The sequence below is a fragment of the Rahnella inusitata genome (assembly GCF_003263515.1).
Classification (GTDB): domain Bacteria; phylum Pseudomonadota; class Gammaproteobacteria; order Enterobacterales; family Enterobacteriaceae; genus Rahnella; species Rahnella inusitata.
This window is the reverse complement of the sequence record NZ_JYDE01000042.1, coordinates 61,418-76,969: the sequence shown is the minus strand read 5'-3', so window position 1 is coordinate 76,969 and position 15,552 is coordinate 61,418. Positions and strand designations below refer to the sequence as shown.

General features: G+C 52.3%; 14 protein-coding genes. 1 reads left to right on the top strand and 13 read right to left on the bottom strand.

What is annotated here, in order from left to right:
• Positions 1-68 precede the first annotated feature (68 nt).
• The 4 genes from nadD to leuS are packed head-to-tail and all read right to left on the bottom strand — an operon-like array spanning position 69 to position 5,042.
• Positions 69-746 carry a nicotinate-nucleotide adenylyltransferase gene (nadD, locus tag TU92_RS20645; RefSeq protein WP_112169023.1) on the bottom strand — a complete coding sequence of 226 codons (678 nt, stop codon included), beginning with the start codon at positions 744-746 and terminating at the stop codon, positions 69-71.
• A 14-nt stretch (positions 747-760) separates the two neighbouring features.
• Positions 761-1,801 carry a DNA polymerase III subunit delta gene (gene holA, locus TU92_RS20640; protein ID WP_112169022.1) on the bottom strand — a complete coding sequence of 347 codons (1,041 nt, stop codon included), beginning with the start codon at positions 1,799-1,801 and terminating at the stop codon, positions 761-763.
• On the bottom strand, positions 1,798-2,445 hold the full coding sequence (lptE, locus tag TU92_RS20635) for an LPS assembly lipoprotein LptE (protein WP_112169021.1): 648 nt from the start codon (positions 2,443-2,445) through the stop codon (positions 1,798-1,800). Before lptE ends, holA begins: the two co-directional genes overlap by 4 nt.
• Before the next feature lie 14 nt (positions 2,446-2,459).
• Complete coding sequence (leuS, locus tag TU92_RS20630) at positions 2,460-5,042, bottom strand: leucine--tRNA ligase (RefSeq protein WP_112169020.1); 2,583 nt, start codon at positions 5,040-5,042, stop codon at positions 2,460-2,462.
• A gap of 270 nt (positions 5,043-5,312) precedes the next feature.
• Between leuS and TU92_RS20625 the strand changes: the two genes are divergently transcribed.
• Positions 5,313-5,807, top strand: a complete 495-nt coding sequence (locus tag TU92_RS20625; RefSeq protein WP_112169019.1) for a zinc ribbon-containing protein — start codon at positions 5,313-5,315, stop codon at positions 5,805-5,807.
• 54 nt (positions 5,808-5,861) lie between these two features.
• Here the strand turns inward: TU92_RS20625 and TU92_RS20620 are convergent, their stop codons facing one another.
• From TU92_RS20620 to miaB, 9 genes are all read right to left on the bottom strand, one after another.
• Positions 5,862-6,587, bottom strand: coding sequence for an amino acid ABC transporter ATP-binding protein (locus tag TU92_RS20620; RefSeq protein ID WP_112169018.1), 726 nt, complete (start codon positions 6,585-6,587; stop codon positions 5,862-5,864).
• Complete coding sequence (gene gltK, locus TU92_RS20615) at positions 6,584-7,261, bottom strand: glutamate/aspartate ABC transporter permease GltK (protein WP_112169017.1); 678 nt, start codon at positions 7,259-7,261, stop codon at positions 6,584-6,586. Before gltK ends, TU92_RS20620 begins: the two co-directional genes overlap by 4 nt.
• Before the next feature lie 2 nt (positions 7,262-7,263).
• On the bottom strand, positions 7,264-8,004 hold the full coding sequence (locus TU92_RS20610) for an amino acid ABC transporter permease (protein WP_112169016.1): 741 nt from the start codon (positions 8,002-8,004) through the stop codon (positions 7,264-7,266).
• 198 nt (positions 8,005-8,202) lie between these two features.
• Positions 8,203-9,099 (bottom strand): amino acid ABC transporter substrate-binding protein, encoded by an 897-nt coding sequence (locus tag TU92_RS20605; RefSeq protein WP_112169015.1) that lies wholly within the window; start codon positions 9,097-9,099, stop codon positions 8,203-8,205.
• A gap of 569 nt (positions 9,100-9,668) precedes the next feature.
• Positions 9,669-11,198, bottom strand: a complete 1,530-nt coding sequence (gene lnt / locus TU92_RS20600; protein ID WP_112169014.1) for an apolipoprotein N-acyltransferase — start codon at positions 11,196-11,198, stop codon at positions 9,669-9,671.
• Between the two features lie 7 nt (positions 11,199-11,205).
• Positions 11,206-12,084, bottom strand: coding sequence for a CNNM family magnesium/cobalt transport protein CorC (corC, locus tag TU92_RS20595; RefSeq protein WP_056771527.1), 879 nt, complete (start codon positions 12,082-12,084; stop codon positions 11,206-11,208).
• A gap of 110 nt (positions 12,085-12,194) precedes the next feature.
• Entirely contained in the window at positions 12,195-12,668 is a 474-nt protein-coding gene (gene ybeY / locus TU92_RS20590) for an rRNA maturation RNase YbeY (protein ID WP_112169013.1), read from the bottom strand.
• Positions 12,665-13,735, bottom strand: coding sequence for a PhoH family protein (locus tag TU92_RS20585; protein WP_208640430.1), 1,071 nt, complete (start codon positions 13,733-13,735; stop codon positions 12,665-12,667). Before TU92_RS20585 ends, ybeY begins: the two co-directional genes overlap by 4 nt.
• Before the next feature lie 244 nt (positions 13,736-13,979).
• Entirely contained in the window at positions 13,980-15,404 is a 1,425-nt protein-coding gene (gene miaB / locus TU92_RS20575) for a tRNA (N6-isopentenyl adenosine(37)-C2)-methylthiotransferase MiaB (protein ID WP_112169011.1), read from the bottom strand.
• Positions 15,405-15,552: the final 148 nt, after the last annotated feature.

Below are 15,552 nucleotides of genomic sequence, written 5' to 3'. Positions count from 1 at the left end.
ATTATATTGATGATGTCCGCGACGTAATCGAGAGCCGAAATTTAGCGGCGCAGTATACCACGCGTTGGCTACGCGCGGTACAAGCCCTGTGATTCTATATAGCGCTCAACGGCGTCGGGCAGAAGATCTGAACAATCGAGACCCGCCTTACGGCGCTGACGGATTTCCGTCGCTGAGATATTCAGCAATGGCGTATTGGCCTGATAAATGAATCCGGCAGGCTGATGCCTGAGGTTCTCTGCATCGGTGACACGATGCGCATCATACCAACGCTGTAACTCAGGCGTATCAAGCTGCTCGTGATAACCCGGTCGTGCCATAACAATCAGATGGCAAAAATCCAGGAGAGATCCCCAGCGATGCCATTTGTGCAACGTCAGCAGCGAGTCCTGACCGATAATAAACGCCAGCGGGCAACTCTCGCCATGTTCTTTACGTAACGTTGCAAGAGTCTCAATGGTGTACGACGGCGTATCAACGGCAAGTTCACGCGGATCCACAGAAAACAGCGGATTGCCTTCGACCGCCAGTTCCACCATATGCAGGCGCTGCTGCGGGCTGGCGCCGGGCTGCGGGCGGTGCGGCGGAACATTGTTGGGAAGTAATATCACATGGTCCAGACCGGTGTTCTGCGCCAGTTGCGTGACCGGTTTGAGATGGCCGAAATGGATAGGGTCAAACGTCCCGCCAAAAAAAGCCAGCAACGAAGCAGTTTCACCTGTGGAACGAGAGGGAATTGTCGGCATGGAAATATCCTGCGTCAGTACGAACCTTGTCCGACGAAGCTGACAGGTAAAGGTTTGCCACACAAAAGCATGGAGAGGCTTTCCAGCTCCGGCCACACGGACTGGCCGTAATCTTGCTTAAGGGTGATTTCCATTTGCGTCAGCAAACGTACTGCCTGATTAAGATCCGCGAGGGATAAACGCTGTAAGGCTTGGGTTACCAGCGTACGTCTGTTCTGCCAGACTTTTTGTTGGTCGAACAAAGTGCGCAGCGGTGTGCTGTCCATTTTACGTTTCAGATTCAGCAGCATCAGGAGTTCGCGCTGGACGGTGCGCAGCAAAATCACCGGCTCGCTGTCTTCCTGTTGCAGCTGGCGCAAAATATGCCAGGCGCGTTTGCTTTTTCCCGCCAGCAGGGCGTCCAGCCAGTGATAAGGCGTGAAATGCGCCGCATCATTCACCGCATCTTCTACGCGGGGCAGCGTCAGTTTGCCATCAGGATATAGCAGGGACAGGCGTTCAAGAGATTGCGCTAAGGCCAGCAAATTACCTTCATAGCAATAGCACAGCAGCTGATTAGCCGGTTCATCAAGTTCAAGTGAGAGTTCTTTCGCGCGACGAGTTACCCAGCGCGGAAGTTGTGCCTGCTCAGGTGTCTGACAGCTGACAAAGACGCTTTTATCACTCAACGCTTTAAACCATGCACTGTTTTCCTGGCCTTTGGTCAGTTTGGTGCCGCGAATTACCAGCAAAATGTCATCGTGCAACAGCGTGGTCAGCTTGAGCAGAGGTACTGCCATCGGCGCAGTTGGGCCATTTTCTGGCAGGCTCAACATCAGTGTCTGACGGCTGGCGAACAAGCTCAGTGCCTGACAGGTGCTGAAAATCGAATCCCATTCGGTATGGGCATCGAGAATAAAGGTGTAATGCTCCTGAAAATCAGCCAGCTGTGCCGCTTTGCGGATGCTGTCCTGACTTTCCTGCAAAAGCAGAGGGTCGTTACCACATAATATATAACAAGCGCGCAGCCCCTCACGGAGCTGCGCGGCAAGTTGTTCCGGATAAACTCGGATCATTGTACAGAAGTGCTGGCCGGTGCCGTTGATACCGGTTTGGTAACAGACGACGACGGCGTCATTGCATCAGAAGATTTGCTGGCGGAAGAGCCGGTAGTAATCACTTCTACCTTGCCATCCACCTGATCGGCTTTACGCAACTCAGACGCATGAACCGACAACAGTTTACGGATCAATTGTTGTGCAATCTGCTGGCGCATCTCTTCGCGAATGATCTCCTGTTCGTTATCCTTCGCCAGCGCCGTTAACGGGTTGTCAAAGAATGAACGGAACACGGTGGCATTGATCGGATAAATATCTTTACCCGGCATCAGAACCGTCGCGCTGACACTCATTTGCATCTGATATTCAGCCGTTTTACCGTCCTGGAATACCGACGCCGTGCTTTGACCGCTTGTTTCAGGCCCGATTCGCAGCGAAGGAATATCCTTATGCTTACCGGTAGGGTCATCAACAATGGTCACGTTACTCAGACGTAACTGAGTACGAATATCACGCGTTAACGGACCGTAAGGATCCCCGCTGTCCAGAACGATAGTTTGCAGTTCGTCAGGCACATTGGTTTTTCCACGTAAGTGGAATCCACAGCCTGCGGTAACCATGACTGATGCTGTTAGCAGCAGTGTCACTATACGATGTCGCACAGCTCCTCCTTGACTCAACCTACTACCAGGTTAAGCAGTTTGCCCGGGACGTAGATTACTTTGCGAACCGTAACCCCATCCAGATATTTAGCGACCAAATGTTCTTCTGCCGCACGCTCGCGCACTTGTTGCTCTGTAGCATCAGCGGCTACGGTGATTTTAGCACGCACTTTACCGTTCACCTGCACAACGACCAGTTTTGAATCTTCGACCATTGCCTGTTCGTCAGCCTGCGGCCACGGTGCAGTATCCACATCGCCTTCACCTTTCAGTGCCTGCCAGAGGCTGAAGCACACGTGCGGGGTGAATGGATAAAGCATGCGAACTACCGCCAGCAGGGCTTCCTGCAGCAGAGCGCGATCTTGTTCGCTTTCCTGCGGCGCACGGCCCAGCTTGTTCATCAGCTCCATCACAGCCGCGATGGCGGTGTTGAAGGTCTGACGACGACCGATATCATCGGTCACTTTGGCGATGGTTTTATGCACGTCGCGACGCAGATCTTTTTGTGCTTCGTTGAGTGCTGCCACGTCGAGGGCAACGGTCGCGCCTTTTTCGGAATGCTCAAAGGCCAGTTTCCAGACACGTTTAAGGAAACGGTTTGCACCTTCCACGCCTGATTCCTGCCATTCCAGAGTCATTTCTGCCGGAGAAGCAAACATCATAAACAGACGTACGGTATCCGCGCCGTATTTCTCCACCATGACCTGAGGGTCGATGCCGTTGTTTTTAGACTTGGACATCTTGCTCATGCCGGCGTACACCAACTCGCGACCCTCTGGATCGGTGGCTTTGGTGATACGGCCTTTTTCGTCACGCTCAACGGTCGCATCGACCGGAGAAACCCAGACGCGCTCGCCGCTGTTGCCGGTGTAATAGAAGGCATCAGCCAGAACCATACCCTGACACAGCAGGCGTTTTGCAGGTTCGTCAGAATCGACCAGGCCAGCATCACGCATCAGTTTGTGGAAGAAGCGGAAATACATCAGGTGCATGATGGCGTGTTCAATACCACCGACATACTGATCAACCGGCAGCCAGTAGTTGGCCGCAGCCGGATCCAGCATGCCTTCATCATATTGCGGGCAGGTGTAACGCGCGTAGTACCAGGAAGACTCCATGAAGGTGTCGAAGGTGTCGGTTTCACGCAGGCCCGGCATGCCGTTAACGGTCGTTTTTGCCCACTCAGGATCGGCTTTGATTGGGCTGGTGATGCCGTCCATGACTACATCTTCCGGCAAGATCACCGGCAGTTGATCTTCTGGCGTTGGAATAACGGTACCGTCTTCCAAGGTGATCATCGGGATTGGCGCGCCCCAGTAACGCTGACGGGAAACCCCCCAGTCACGCAGACGATAGTTTACTTTGCGCTGACCCACGCCTTGCGCGACCAGTTTGTCGGCAATAGCATTGAAGCCATCTTCATGGCTCAGGCCGTCAAACTCGCCTGAATTGAACAGCGTACCTTTGTCGGTCATGGCTTCTGCCGTGACGTCCGGCTGGCTGCCATCGAGGGTCAGGATGACCGGTTTGATTTGCAGATTGTATTTGGTGGCGAATTCCCAGTCGCGCTGGTCATGACCCGGAACGGCCATTACAGCACCTGTGCCGTACTCCATCAGAACAAAGTTAGCGACCCAGACTGGCAGCTTTTCACCGGACAACGGGTGAATGGCATACAAGCCAGTGGCCATGCCTTTTTTCTCCATCGTCGCCATTTCTGCTTCGGCAACTTTGGTATTGCGGCATTCGTCGATGAATTCAGCCAGTGCAGGGTTGTTCTCCGCGCCTTGTTGCGCCAAAGGGTGCCCGGCGGCAACGGCAACGTAAGTCGCGCCCATGAAGGTGTCGGGACGTGTGGTGTAAACCGTGACTTTCTCGTCGCTGTCAGCCACGTCAAAAGTGATTTCGACACCTTCGGAGCGGCCAATCCAGTTACGTTGCATGGTTTTGACCTGCTCTGGCCAGCTTTCCAGCGTGTCCAGATCGTTCAGCAGCTGATCGGCGTAAGCAGTGATTTTGATAAACCACTGCGGGATTTCTTTGCGCTCTACCTTGGTATCACAACGCCAGCAGCAGCCGTCAATCACCTGTTCGTTCGCAAGAACGGTCAGGTCATGCGGGCACCAGTTCACTGCGGAAGTCTTCTTATAAACCAGGCCTTTTTCGTACAGCTTGGTGAAGAACCACTGTTCCCAGCGATAGTAATCTGGTTTGCAGGTCGCGATTTCGCGATCCCAGTCATAGCCGAAGCCCAGCAGTTTTAGCTGGTTCTTCATGTATTCGATGTTTTCGTAAGTCCACGGCGCAGGGGCGGTATTGTTTTTCACCGCAGCACCTTCTGCCGGCAGGCCGAAAGCATCCCAGCCGATTGGCTGCAAAACGTTTTTACCGAGCATGCGCTGATAACGGGAAATCACGTCACCGATGGTGTAGTTGCGCACGTGCCCCATATGGAGGCGACCTGACGGGTAAGGCAACATGGAGAGACAGTAATATTTCTCCTTGCCAGGCTGTTCGGTAACTTTGAAGGTTTGCTTCTCTTGCCAGTGAAGCTGAACGTGTGACTCGATGTCTTCTGGACGGTATTGCTCTTGCATGGCGGCCGGTGGTCCTGTGAGTGAAAACAGCTACGCCTGTAGCTCAAAAAGTTTTAATCAAAAGATCCGCATAGCATAGCTGATAAGCAGAGGCAGCAACAACACCCAGCGACGGGCTAAGGGGGATTTCTGCCTCCTTATGCCCCATTATTCGCAAACTGCGAAGCAGCCCGGGATAATCTTCACAACGGATCAGGGATTTACGACTAAAATAAAGACAAGTAAACATCTGCCGGGCGAACGGTCATGTCAGTTCAAGGAGAGGAAATAATGAGCAATATTACTCAAAATTACCGTCAGTTAGTGACGTCGCTGACAGAGCGATTGAAAAATGGGGAACGTGATATCAGTGCGCTGGTGCAAGATGCGCGCGTCCGCCTGCAAGACGAAGGGCAACTGTCTGAAATTCAGATTGAACAGCTCACCTCTGCGGTGCGGCGTGATTTGCATGAGTTTGCGCGCAATTACACGGAGAATCAGCAAGCGGAGAAGGATGACGGCACGGACAGCGTCTTTATGCGGGTTATCAAAGAGAGCCTGTGGAAAGAGCTGGCGGATATGACGGACAAAACCCAACTGGAATGGAAAGAGGTTTTTAAGGACGTCAATCATCACGGGGTTTACCACAGCGGGGAGGTTGTAGGACTCGGCAATCTGGTGTGTGAAAACTGCCAGTTCAGTCTTGCGGTGTATACGCCGGAAATCCTCAGTAAATGCCCGAAATGCGGTCATACTGAATTTTCCCGTCACGCGTTCGAGCCTTAAGCTGCAAACTGCCTGCCCCCTGCAACCGCCGGGGGCAGGCGTAGACTTCTTTTATCAGTGCAGGATTTTTGCCAGGAAATCACGGGCACGATCCGATTGCGGGTTATTGAAGAAGTCGTCTTTGTTACGGTCTTCCACAATCTTCCCTTCATCCATGAAAATCACGCGGTTTGCCACTTTCCGGGCGAAGCCCATTTCGTGGGTGACCACCATCATCGTCATGCCTTCGTTCGCAAGTTCCACCATCACGTCCAGTACTTCGTTGATCATCTCAGGATCGAGCGCCGACGTGGGTTCATCAAACAGCATGGCAATCGGATCCATACATAACGCACGGGCGATAGCCACACGCTGCTGCTGACCGCCGGAGAGCTGGCCGGGGAACTTATTGGCGTGCGCGGATAATCCCACGCGATCCAGCAGTTTCAGTCCTTTATCTTTGGCTTCCGCTTTATCGCGTTTCAGTACTTTCACTTGTGCCAACGTCAGATTGTCGATGATCGACAGATGCGGGAACAGTTCGAAATGCTGGAAAACCATGCCCACTTTCGCGCGCAGTTGCGCCAGATTGGTTTTCTTATCGTTAACCGGCGTACCGTTAACCAGAATTTCACCTTTCTGCACCGGCTCAAGGCCGTTGACGGTTTTGATTAGCGTCGATTTACCTGAGCCGGAAGGGCCGCAGACCACCACAACTTCACCTTTTTTAACTTCGGTGCTGCAATCGGTGAGCACCTGAAAGTGCCCGTACCATTTAGAAACATTCTTCAGTGAAATCATGAAACGGTCCTTTTCTTCAAATAACGCACCAGCAAGGAAGCACAAAGGCTGATAACAAAATAAATAAGTCCTGCAAACAGCACCATCTCCACCAGAGTACCGTCACGGTCGCCGATGTTAGAGGCGCTGCGGAAGAAGTCTGCGAGGCCCAGTACGTAAACCAGTGAAGTATCCTGGAACAGGACGATTGCCTGGGTGAGCAGCAGCGGCACCATTGCGCGGAAAGCCTGCGGTAGGATAACCAGCTTCATCGACTGCCACTGAGTCATGCCCAGCGCCAGCGCGGCGGAAGATTGTCCACGCGCGATACTGATAATCCCGGCACGAATAATTTCTGAGTAATACGCAGCTTCAAACAGGGCAAACGCCACCATTGCGGAAATCAGACGGATATCGGTTTTCGGCGACAGGCCGAGCACTTTTTGCAGGAAGCCCGGCACGATCAGGTAGAACCACAACAGCACCATAACCAACGGCACGGCGCGGAACAGGTTCACGTAGGCCGTTGCAAACCATCTGACCGGGGCAAACGTCGACAGACGCATCACGGCGAGCAGTGTGCCCCAGAGAATACCGACAACAATCGCCAGTGAGGTTATCTTCAGGGTGATGACCATGCCTTGCCACAGGTAGGGCAGGCCGGGACCTATAGAACTCCAGTCAAATTCATGCATATTTATTTACCTCCCATGTTGCCCGGCAGGCGGACTTTACGTTCTACAAAGTGCATCAGCAGCATAATCACCGCGTTGATAAGCACGTAGGCAACGGTAATGGCAGTAAATGATTCGTATGCATGCGCAGAGTAATCCAGCAATTTACCCGCCTGCGCAGCCATATCGACCAGACCGATGGTCGAGGCGATCGCGGAGTTTTTCACCAGGTTGACCATTTCTGAGGTCATCGGCGGCACAATTACGCGATAGGCATTAGGCAGCAGCACATAACGGTAGGTCTGAGGCAGCGTCAGCCCCATCGCCAGACCGGCGTTACGTTGGCCGCTTGGGAGTGACTGGATGGCGGCACGAACTTGCTCGCACACGCGGGCAGCGGTAAACAGGCCGAGACAAATTACGGAAGAGGTGAAGAACTGCACGTTTGGCGCGAGTTCTGATTTGAACCACATACCGATATTTTCGGGCAGCAGCTCAGGCACCACCAGATACCAGATGAAGAATTGCACAATCAGCGGCACATTACGGAAAAGTTCAACGTAACAGGTGCCGATGCCAGAGAGAAAACGGTTGGGAACGGTACGCAGGATACCGAACAGAGAGCCGACGAAGAAGGCGATGATCCAGGCGCAAATCGACAGCGCGACCGTGACCTGAAATCCATTCCAAATCCAGCCCAGATAGGTGGTATTACCGAAGGGGGCTTGTTGCAGAAAGATGCCCCAGTTCCAATCTATTGACATAAAAACTCCATGACGCGGGTAATAAACTACCCCTTTGAGTGATGACGTTACCAAAAACGTGGGTGAGTGACGGAAAAAATGCGGGGTGGGGAACGACCACCCCGCATCCGGTCTTCCTGTCCTTTCGGACCATCATCACAAGCTGGTTGGCCAGCCTTTATTTTTTAATACCCGGTACTACTACCCGTCTGCTACTTATTACAGTGCTTTATCGTTTGGTGCTTTGAACAGTGCTTTCATGTCATCGGACAGTTCAAAGTTCATGTTCAGGTTTTTCGGAGGAATAGGTTTTTTGAACCAGGTTTCAAACCACTTGGTGGCTTCACCGGAGGTCTGTGCCTTCACAATGGTGTCATCAACCAGTTTTTTGAATTCCGCATCGTCTTTACGCATCATGCAGCCGTAGGCTTCTTTTGACTGCGGTGTGCCGACGATATCCCAGTTATCCGGTTTTTTGGCTTTCGCACGTTCGCCAGCCAGCAGGGCATCATCCATCATGAACGCAACAGCACGGCCGGTTTCCAGCGTACGGAAAGAGTCGCCGTGGTCTTTGGCGCTGATGATGCGCAGATCCAGTTTCTTCTCTTCGTTCAGTTTGTTCAGCAACACTTCAGAGGTTGTCCCGGAAGTCACCACCACGGTTTTGCCTTTCAGGTCAGCAAAATCTTTAATGTCTGACCCTTTTTTGACTAACAGACGGGTGCCGATCACGAAGATGGTGTCTGAGAAGGCCGCTTGTTGCTGGCGTTCCAGGTTGTTGGTCGTAGAACCACACTCAAAATCAAACGTGCCGTTTTGCAGCAGCGGGATACGGTTCTGTGAGGTGATTGGCATCATTTTTACTTGCAGGTTCGGCAGGTCCAGCTTCTTCTTGACGGCGTCAACGATAGCGTTGGAATAGTCCTGTGAATAACCTACGACTTTCTGTTCGTTGTTGTAGTAAGAGAATGGCACTGAGGATTCGCGGTGACCCACGACGATAACACCATTGTCTTTAATCTTCTTCAGAGTGCCGGTCAGTTCTTCCGCGTGGGCAAAGCTGCTTGCGGCAACGCTTGCCAACAGTACTGATAACGCTAATTTGCGCAATTGCATGTCCAACTCCTTGCTGTCATTAGGGATCCAAACTCAGGGATCAGAAAGTGCTAATGCCTCGTCATATGAAGCTAGAAAATAGCTGAATGTGAAATTTATGAAACTAAATTGTTTCTTTTTTGAGACGGGACACGCACCAAATCAAAGCAATTAACCGGCTATGCACTGCGAGGGTGCATGAGGAATAGCCTTTTTGTATCAAAATGATGCACAGCGTCAAAAAAAATCACTAATCAGATATCTTTCAATTAGATGTAGCAAGACTCATGCCAGATGACCTGATTTAACCTCGAAGGCAAACAAAAAGTCAGCGCTTAATACCGCCGTTCGGACAATCGGCAGCAGGTTAACGGGAGAGATTTCGGAAACAGGGAAGGGGATGCAACAAAAAAGAACAGGCGACCGTAGACGCCTGAAACTGAAGACTCATTTTACGTACCGGTGAATACAGGCAGAGCATTAAGACGCCGTAAATTTATCCCTGATGGGGCCGACGCTTTACTCTTCTGCCTGTTTTCACCTCCTGAGCCGCCTTCCTGAAAGAAGGGACTCACTGCGCTGTTAAAAACTCAGCCTTTACGACGCCCAAGCCAGAACGCAGCCGCTGCCATCACGAGGGTCGCAAACCAGACTGGCCACCAGCCCACGCGGGCATAAGGCGTCATACCGGTTGTCGGCGTGACTTTCACGTTCAGCACTTCACGGGTGAACTGCGGGATTTCAGCGGTCACATCGCCCTGAGCATTCACCACGGCAGTGACGCCGTTGTTGGTGCTGCGCAGCAGTGGCCGCCCCAGTTCCAGAGAACGCATACGCGCCATTTGGAAATGCTGCCACGGACCAATCGAATGGCCGAACCAGGCGTCGTTGGAAATCGTCAGCAGGAAGTTGGTATCAGGCTGCAGGTTATCGCGCACCTGTTCGCCAAACACCACTTCGTAACAAATTGCCGTTGTGAGATTGAGGCCGCTGACAATCAGCGGTTTCTGCACATAATCACCACTGGTGAGGCCTGACATCGGTAAATCGAAGAACGGCGCAAGCGGGCGCAGAATCGTTTCCAGCGGAACAAATTCACCGAACGGCACCAGATGATGTTTATTAAAACGGTTGTCATCGGGATAACGATAAGTCTGTTTACCGCCCAGCACTATCGCGCTGTTGTAGACTTTCATGCCTTGTTCGTTACGGCGGGCATCAATAATACCGGTCACCAGCTGCGTGCCGTGAGAACGGTAAATGTTGTCCACCATGCTCAGGAAAGCTTGCTGATCGGATTCGATATCGGATATCGCTGATTCCGGCCAGATGATCATACTGGATTTGCCAAGGTAAGGGCGGCTGAGATCCAGATAGGTCTGCAAGGCGCTTTCCAGCGCTTTCGGATCCCATTTCATCGACTGAGGAATGTTGCCCTGAACCAGCGCGACATCCACGGCTTTGTCCGGCTGTTCCTGATACCAGTGAACATAACGCAACGGCCACGGCAGAAGCAGCATTGCCAGTGCAATCACGCCCGCTGTCATGCGACGCTGATGGATGGCATAGACCAGCAGGCCACTCAGGGAGGTCATCAGCAACGTGATACCGTTCACCCCGGCGATAGGAGCCAGACCTTTCAGCGGGCCGTCGATCTGGCTGTAGCCAAATTGCAGCCACGGAAAACCGGTCAGTACCCAGCCACGCAGGAAGTCGGTGATTTGCCATAACGCAGGCGCGGCGAGAGCCAGTTTCCACCACGTCGTTTTTGGCCATAATTTGCTGAACACGCCCGCGAATAACATGATGTAAAGCGATAGGTACGCCGCCAGCAGAACCACCAGAAACAGGTTGATGGCTTCTGGCATGCCGCCAAACGTCGCGATACTGACGTAGACCCAGTTTACGCCGGAGCCAAATAAACCCATCCCCCAGAAGAAACCTATCCATGCGGACTGCGCAGGACGGCGGTCTAACGTTAATGCCAGCAGGCCGCAAAGCGAAACAATCGCCGCAGGCCAGAAGTCATAAGGGGAAAAGGAGAACGTGCCACAGGCACCGAATAAAAGCGCCAGCAGGACGCGAGCCCGCTGGCGTTGGTATAAAGAGGCAATTGCCATGGAGTAATTATTCTTCCAGTATCGGTTGCGGCGCGTCGTCCGGTATTTTTACATGAACCTGAATAATACGGCGGCTGTCGGCCATCGCAACCTTGAACAGGTAACCGTCAATTTCAATGCTTTCACCACGGGCCGGTAAATGGCCGAATGACTGCATCACCAGACCACCAATAGTATCGACTTCGTCATCGCTGTAATTGGTCTGAAACACTTCATTGAAGTCTTCGATCGGTGCCAGCGCGCGGACGGTGTAGGTATGGCGGCTGAGCTGGCGGATATCCAGATCTTCAGCTTCGTCATACTCGTCATCGATTTCACCAACAATCAGTTCAAGAATATCTTCGATGGTCACCAGACCGGAAACGCCGCCGAACTCATCGACAACAATCGCCATATGGTAACGCTGGGAACGAAACTCTTTCAGCATGCGGTCGACACGTTTGCTTTCAGGAACCACCACGGCGGTTCTCAGCACTTTATCGATGCTGAATGGCTCAGACGTTGTGCGCATAAACGGCAGCAAGTCTTTGGCCATCAGGATGCCTTCAATGTGATCCTTATCTTCGCTGATCACCGGGAAGCGTGAGTGGGCAGATTCGATGATGACATCGAGGCACTCTTCCAGCGGTTGATTGCGTTTAAGCGTGATCATCTGTGAACGCGGGATCATGATGTCCCGGACGCGCTGCTCGGCGATATCCATCACGCCTTCCAGCATGTCACGGGTATCGGGGTCGATCAGATCGTTCTGTTCTGAGTCACGGATAAGCTCAACCAGATCACCACGGTTTTTAGGTTCACCGTGGAAAAGCTGGCTAAGGATAAGGGAAAAGAAGCCCTTCTTGGGACTGGGGCTGTCACTATTTTGTGAATGGTCATCGCTCATGGCGTTTGGTTTGTTTTACTCGTAGTAGTGAAAAAATATTTAGCCAGCTTAGTAAACGCGGCGCAAGGGTGAAGTTCCCTTGCGCCGTGTTGCTATTGACTGCGCTAATCTCAGTTATCTTCTTTCTCTGAAATATACGGGTCCGGATAACCCAGTCCCTGCATGATTTCAGTTTCAATCGATTCCATCTCTTCGGCTTCTTCGTCAACGATATGGTCGTACCCCAGCAAATGCAAACTGCCGTGGATCACCATATGTGCCCAGTGAGCCGATAACGCTTTTTCCTGCTCTTTGGCCTCTTTCTCGACGACCTGACGACAAATAATCAAATCACCCAGCAGCGGCATCTCCATACCCGGAGGCGCTTCGAACGGGAAGGATAACACGTTGGTCGGTTTATCCATGCCACGATACGTCATATTAAGTTCATGGCTTTCAGGGATATCCACCACACGGATGGTTACCTCTGATTCTTCCTGAAACTGCGGAAGCACCGCCTCCAGCCAGGTCTGAAAGTCGTTTTCTGACGGTAAACCTGCTGCATCTTCGCAGGCAATTTGTAAATCGAGGATTACCGTATTCATTGACCGACCTGTTGGGAGGAATTGTGTTCGTGTTTTCGCTCAGCGGCAATCGCATCACGGCGTTTCTGATCTTCTTCTTCCCAGGCTTCATAGGCGACAACAATGCGCGCCACGACAGGGTGGCGAACCACGTCTTCGCTATGGAAAAAGTTAAAGCTCAACTCTTCAACCGACGACAATACTTCAATCGCATGGCGCAGGCCGGATTTCTGATGGCGCGGCAAATCGATCTGGGTAACGTCACCGGTAATCACCGCTTTGGAGTTAAAACCAATACGGGTCAGGAACATCTTCATCTGTTCGATAGAGGTGTTCTGGCTTTCATCAAGAATGATAAAAGCGTCATTGAGCGTTCGCCCGCGCATGTAGGCCAGCGGTGCGACTTCAATTACGTTGCGCTCAATCAGCTTTTCTACCTTCTCGAAGCCAAGCATTTCGAACAGGGCGTCATAGAGCGGGCGGAGATACGGGTCTACTTTCTGGCTGAGATCGCCCGGCAGGAAGCCGAGTTTTTCACCGGCTTCCACCGCAGGGCGGGTCAGCAGAATACGACGTACTTCCTGACGTTCCAGTGCATCTACGGCAGCGGCTACCGCCAGATAGGTTTTACCCGTACCCGCAGGCCCAATGCCGAAAGTGATGTCATGATCGAAAATATTGGCGATGTACTGCGCCTGATTTGGCGTGCGCGGCTTAACCATGCCACGTTTGGTCTTGATGATGACCGATTTACCGTAATCCGGTACGCTTTCAGCAGTTTGTTCCAGCACCCGGCTTTCTTTAATCGCCAGATGGATTTTTTCGGGATTGATGTCCTGCGTCTCACCGCGCACCGGCGCAGTGTCTACGTATAAGTCACGCAGGATGTCGGCGGCAGCGGCGACGGCCAGACTTTTGCCGACCAGTTTAAATGCGTTATCACGACGGTTGATTTCAACGCCCAACCGGCGTTCCAGTTGTTTGATGTTGTCATCAAACGGCCCGCACAGGCTCAGCAGGCGCTGATTGTCTTCGGGCTCCAGTAAAATCTCTTGTGTTACAACGTTCAAACTATTCCTCTGGGCCACTCTGGACCTGTTGCGATGTTACCCGGCTGCACACTGCTTTCAGCCGTTCACCATACCTGAGTTAATAATACATGCCCTTGGCAAAATATGCTGCGCTGCGGTGACAGTTGCAGGCACCTTCATCCGGATATGCGGCCTTTCTCGGAAAATTAAACCCTGAAGGACTTAGCACTGCACAAATTCTCAATAGAAACAGGACGCCGAAGCGCCCTGTGAATGTGCTGCCATACATCGTCGTGATGGCTCAGGGTTGATACATTCCAACGCCTAATTCATTCTCTTTACGGGTGCGGGCGATGACTGACTGCGGAGACTCATGCAGGCGCAGCGCCATTTGCTCTTCGGTACGCACCACCACGCCACGCAATGAGTTGGTATAGACATCGACGATTTCCACATCGACAAATTTGCCAATCATGTCCGGCGTGCCTTCGAAATTGACCACGCGGTTACACTCGGTGCGGCCGGTCAGTTCCATAATATCTTTTCGCGAGGTGCCTTCGACAAGAATGCGCTGAACGGTGCCCAGCGTGGCGCGGCTAAAACGCATCACTTGTTGCGTGATCCGCTCCTGTAACAGCGCCAGACGCTGTTTCTTCTCATCCATTCCGACGTCATCCACCATATCCGCCGCCGGTGTGCCCGGACGTGGGGAATAGATGAAACTGAAACTGACGTCGTAATTCACCTGTGCAATCAAGTCCATCGTGCGTTCGAAATCGTCGTTGGTTTCGCCGGGGAAACCGATGATGAAGTCAGAGCTGAAATGGATATCAGGACGCGCGGCGCGTAATTTGCGAATAGTCGATTTGTATTCCAGCACCGTATGCGGACGCTTCATCATCGTTAAAATACGATCCGAACCGCTTTGAATAGGCAGGTGCAGGAAGCTGACCACTTCAGGTGTGTCTTTATAGACTTCGATAATATCGTCAGTAAATTCAACCGGGTGGCTGGTGGTGAAGCGGATGCGGTCAATGCCGTCAATCGTGGCCACCAGACGCAGCAACTCAGCAAATGTGCAAATGCCCCCTTCAAAGGCTTCGCCGCGATAGGCGTTCACATTCTGGCCGAGCAGGTTTACCTCACGCACGCCCTGTGCCGCCAGCTGAGCGACTTCAAACAGAACGTCATCACACGGGCGGCTGACTTCTTCGCCACGGGTGTAGGGCACTACGCAGAAGCTGCAATACTTATTGCAGCCTTCCATGATCGAGACGAACGCTGTCGGACCATCGGCGCGAGGTTCCGGCAGACGGTCGAATTTTTCAATTTCCGGAAAGCTGATGTCTACCACCGGGCTATGCGTGCCGCGCACGTGGTTCACCATTTCCGGCAGGCGGTGCAAGGTTTGCGGACCAAAGACGATATCTACGCACGGCGCACGTTTGCGCAGTAATTCGCCTTCCTGCGATGCCACGCAGCCGCCTACGCCAATAATCACGTCCGGGTTTTTCTTTTTGAGTAACTTCCAGTGTCCCAGCAGGCTGAAAACTTTCTCCTGTGCTTTTTCCCTGATTGAACAGGTATTCAGCAGAAGGATATCAGCCTCTTCGGCATTATCTGTGAGCTGGTAACCGTGGGTGCTTTCGAGAAGGTCAGCCATTTTAGATGAATCATATTCATTCATCTGGCAGCCCCAGGTTTTTATGTGCAGTTTTTTAGTCATCAGCGTGTCAGTACTCAAAACAAAGGAAAATACGGGTGTTTGGCAATGCCGCAGCGCAGAGCGCAATTCAGAAGCACTATTGTAAACCCTCACTCCGGTGGTGACCAGCGCAGGAAAGCAGCTTAGGTCCTGATGCTGACTCAAAAAT

Excerpts from the sequence above, each read along its gene's own strand:
- TU92_RS20625 (WP_112169019.1), top strand. The coding sequence starts at position 5,313 with ATGAGCAATATTACTCAAAATTACCGTCAGTTAGTGACGTCGCTGACA.
- nadD (WP_112169023.1), bottom strand. The coding sequence starts at position 746 with ATGCCGACAATTCCCTCTCGTTCCACAGGTGAAACTGCTTCGTTGCTG.
- TU92_RS20620 (WP_112169018.1), bottom strand. The coding sequence starts at position 6,587 with ATGATTTCACTGAAGAATGTTTCTAAATGGTACGGGCACTTTCAGGTG.
- leuS (WP_112169020.1), bottom strand. The coding sequence starts at position 5,042 with ATGCAAGAGCAATACCGTCCAGAAGACATCGAGTCACACGTTCAGCTT.
- TU92_RS20605 (WP_112169015.1), bottom strand. The coding sequence starts at position 9,099 with ATGCAATTGCGCAAATTAGCGTTATCAGTACTGTTGGCAAGCGTTGCC.
- lnt (WP_112169014.1), bottom strand. The coding sequence starts at position 11,198 with ATGGCAATTGCCTCTTTATACCAACGCCAGCGGGCTCGCGTCCTGCTG.
- miaB (WP_112169011.1), bottom strand. The coding sequence starts at position 15,404 with ATGACTAAAAAACTGCACATAAAAACCTGGGGCTGCCAGATGAATGAA.
- gltK (WP_112169017.1), bottom strand. The coding sequence starts at position 7,261 with ATGCATGAATTTGACTGGAGTTCTATAGGTCCCGGCCTGCCCTACCTG.
- TU92_RS20610 (WP_112169016.1), bottom strand. The coding sequence starts at position 8,004 with ATGTCAATAGATTGGAACTGGGGCATCTTTCTGCAACAAGCCCCCTTC.
- corC (WP_056771527.1), bottom strand. The coding sequence starts at position 12,084 with ATGAGCGATGACCATTCACAAAATAGTGACAGCCCCAGTCCCAAGAAG.
- holA (WP_112169022.1), bottom strand. The coding sequence starts at position 1,801 with ATGATCCGAGTTTATCCGGAACAACTTGCCGCGCAGCTCCGTGAGGGG.
- ybeY (WP_112169013.1), bottom strand. The coding sequence starts at position 12,668 with ATGAATACGGTAATCCTCGATTTACAAATTGCCTGCGAAGATGCAGCA.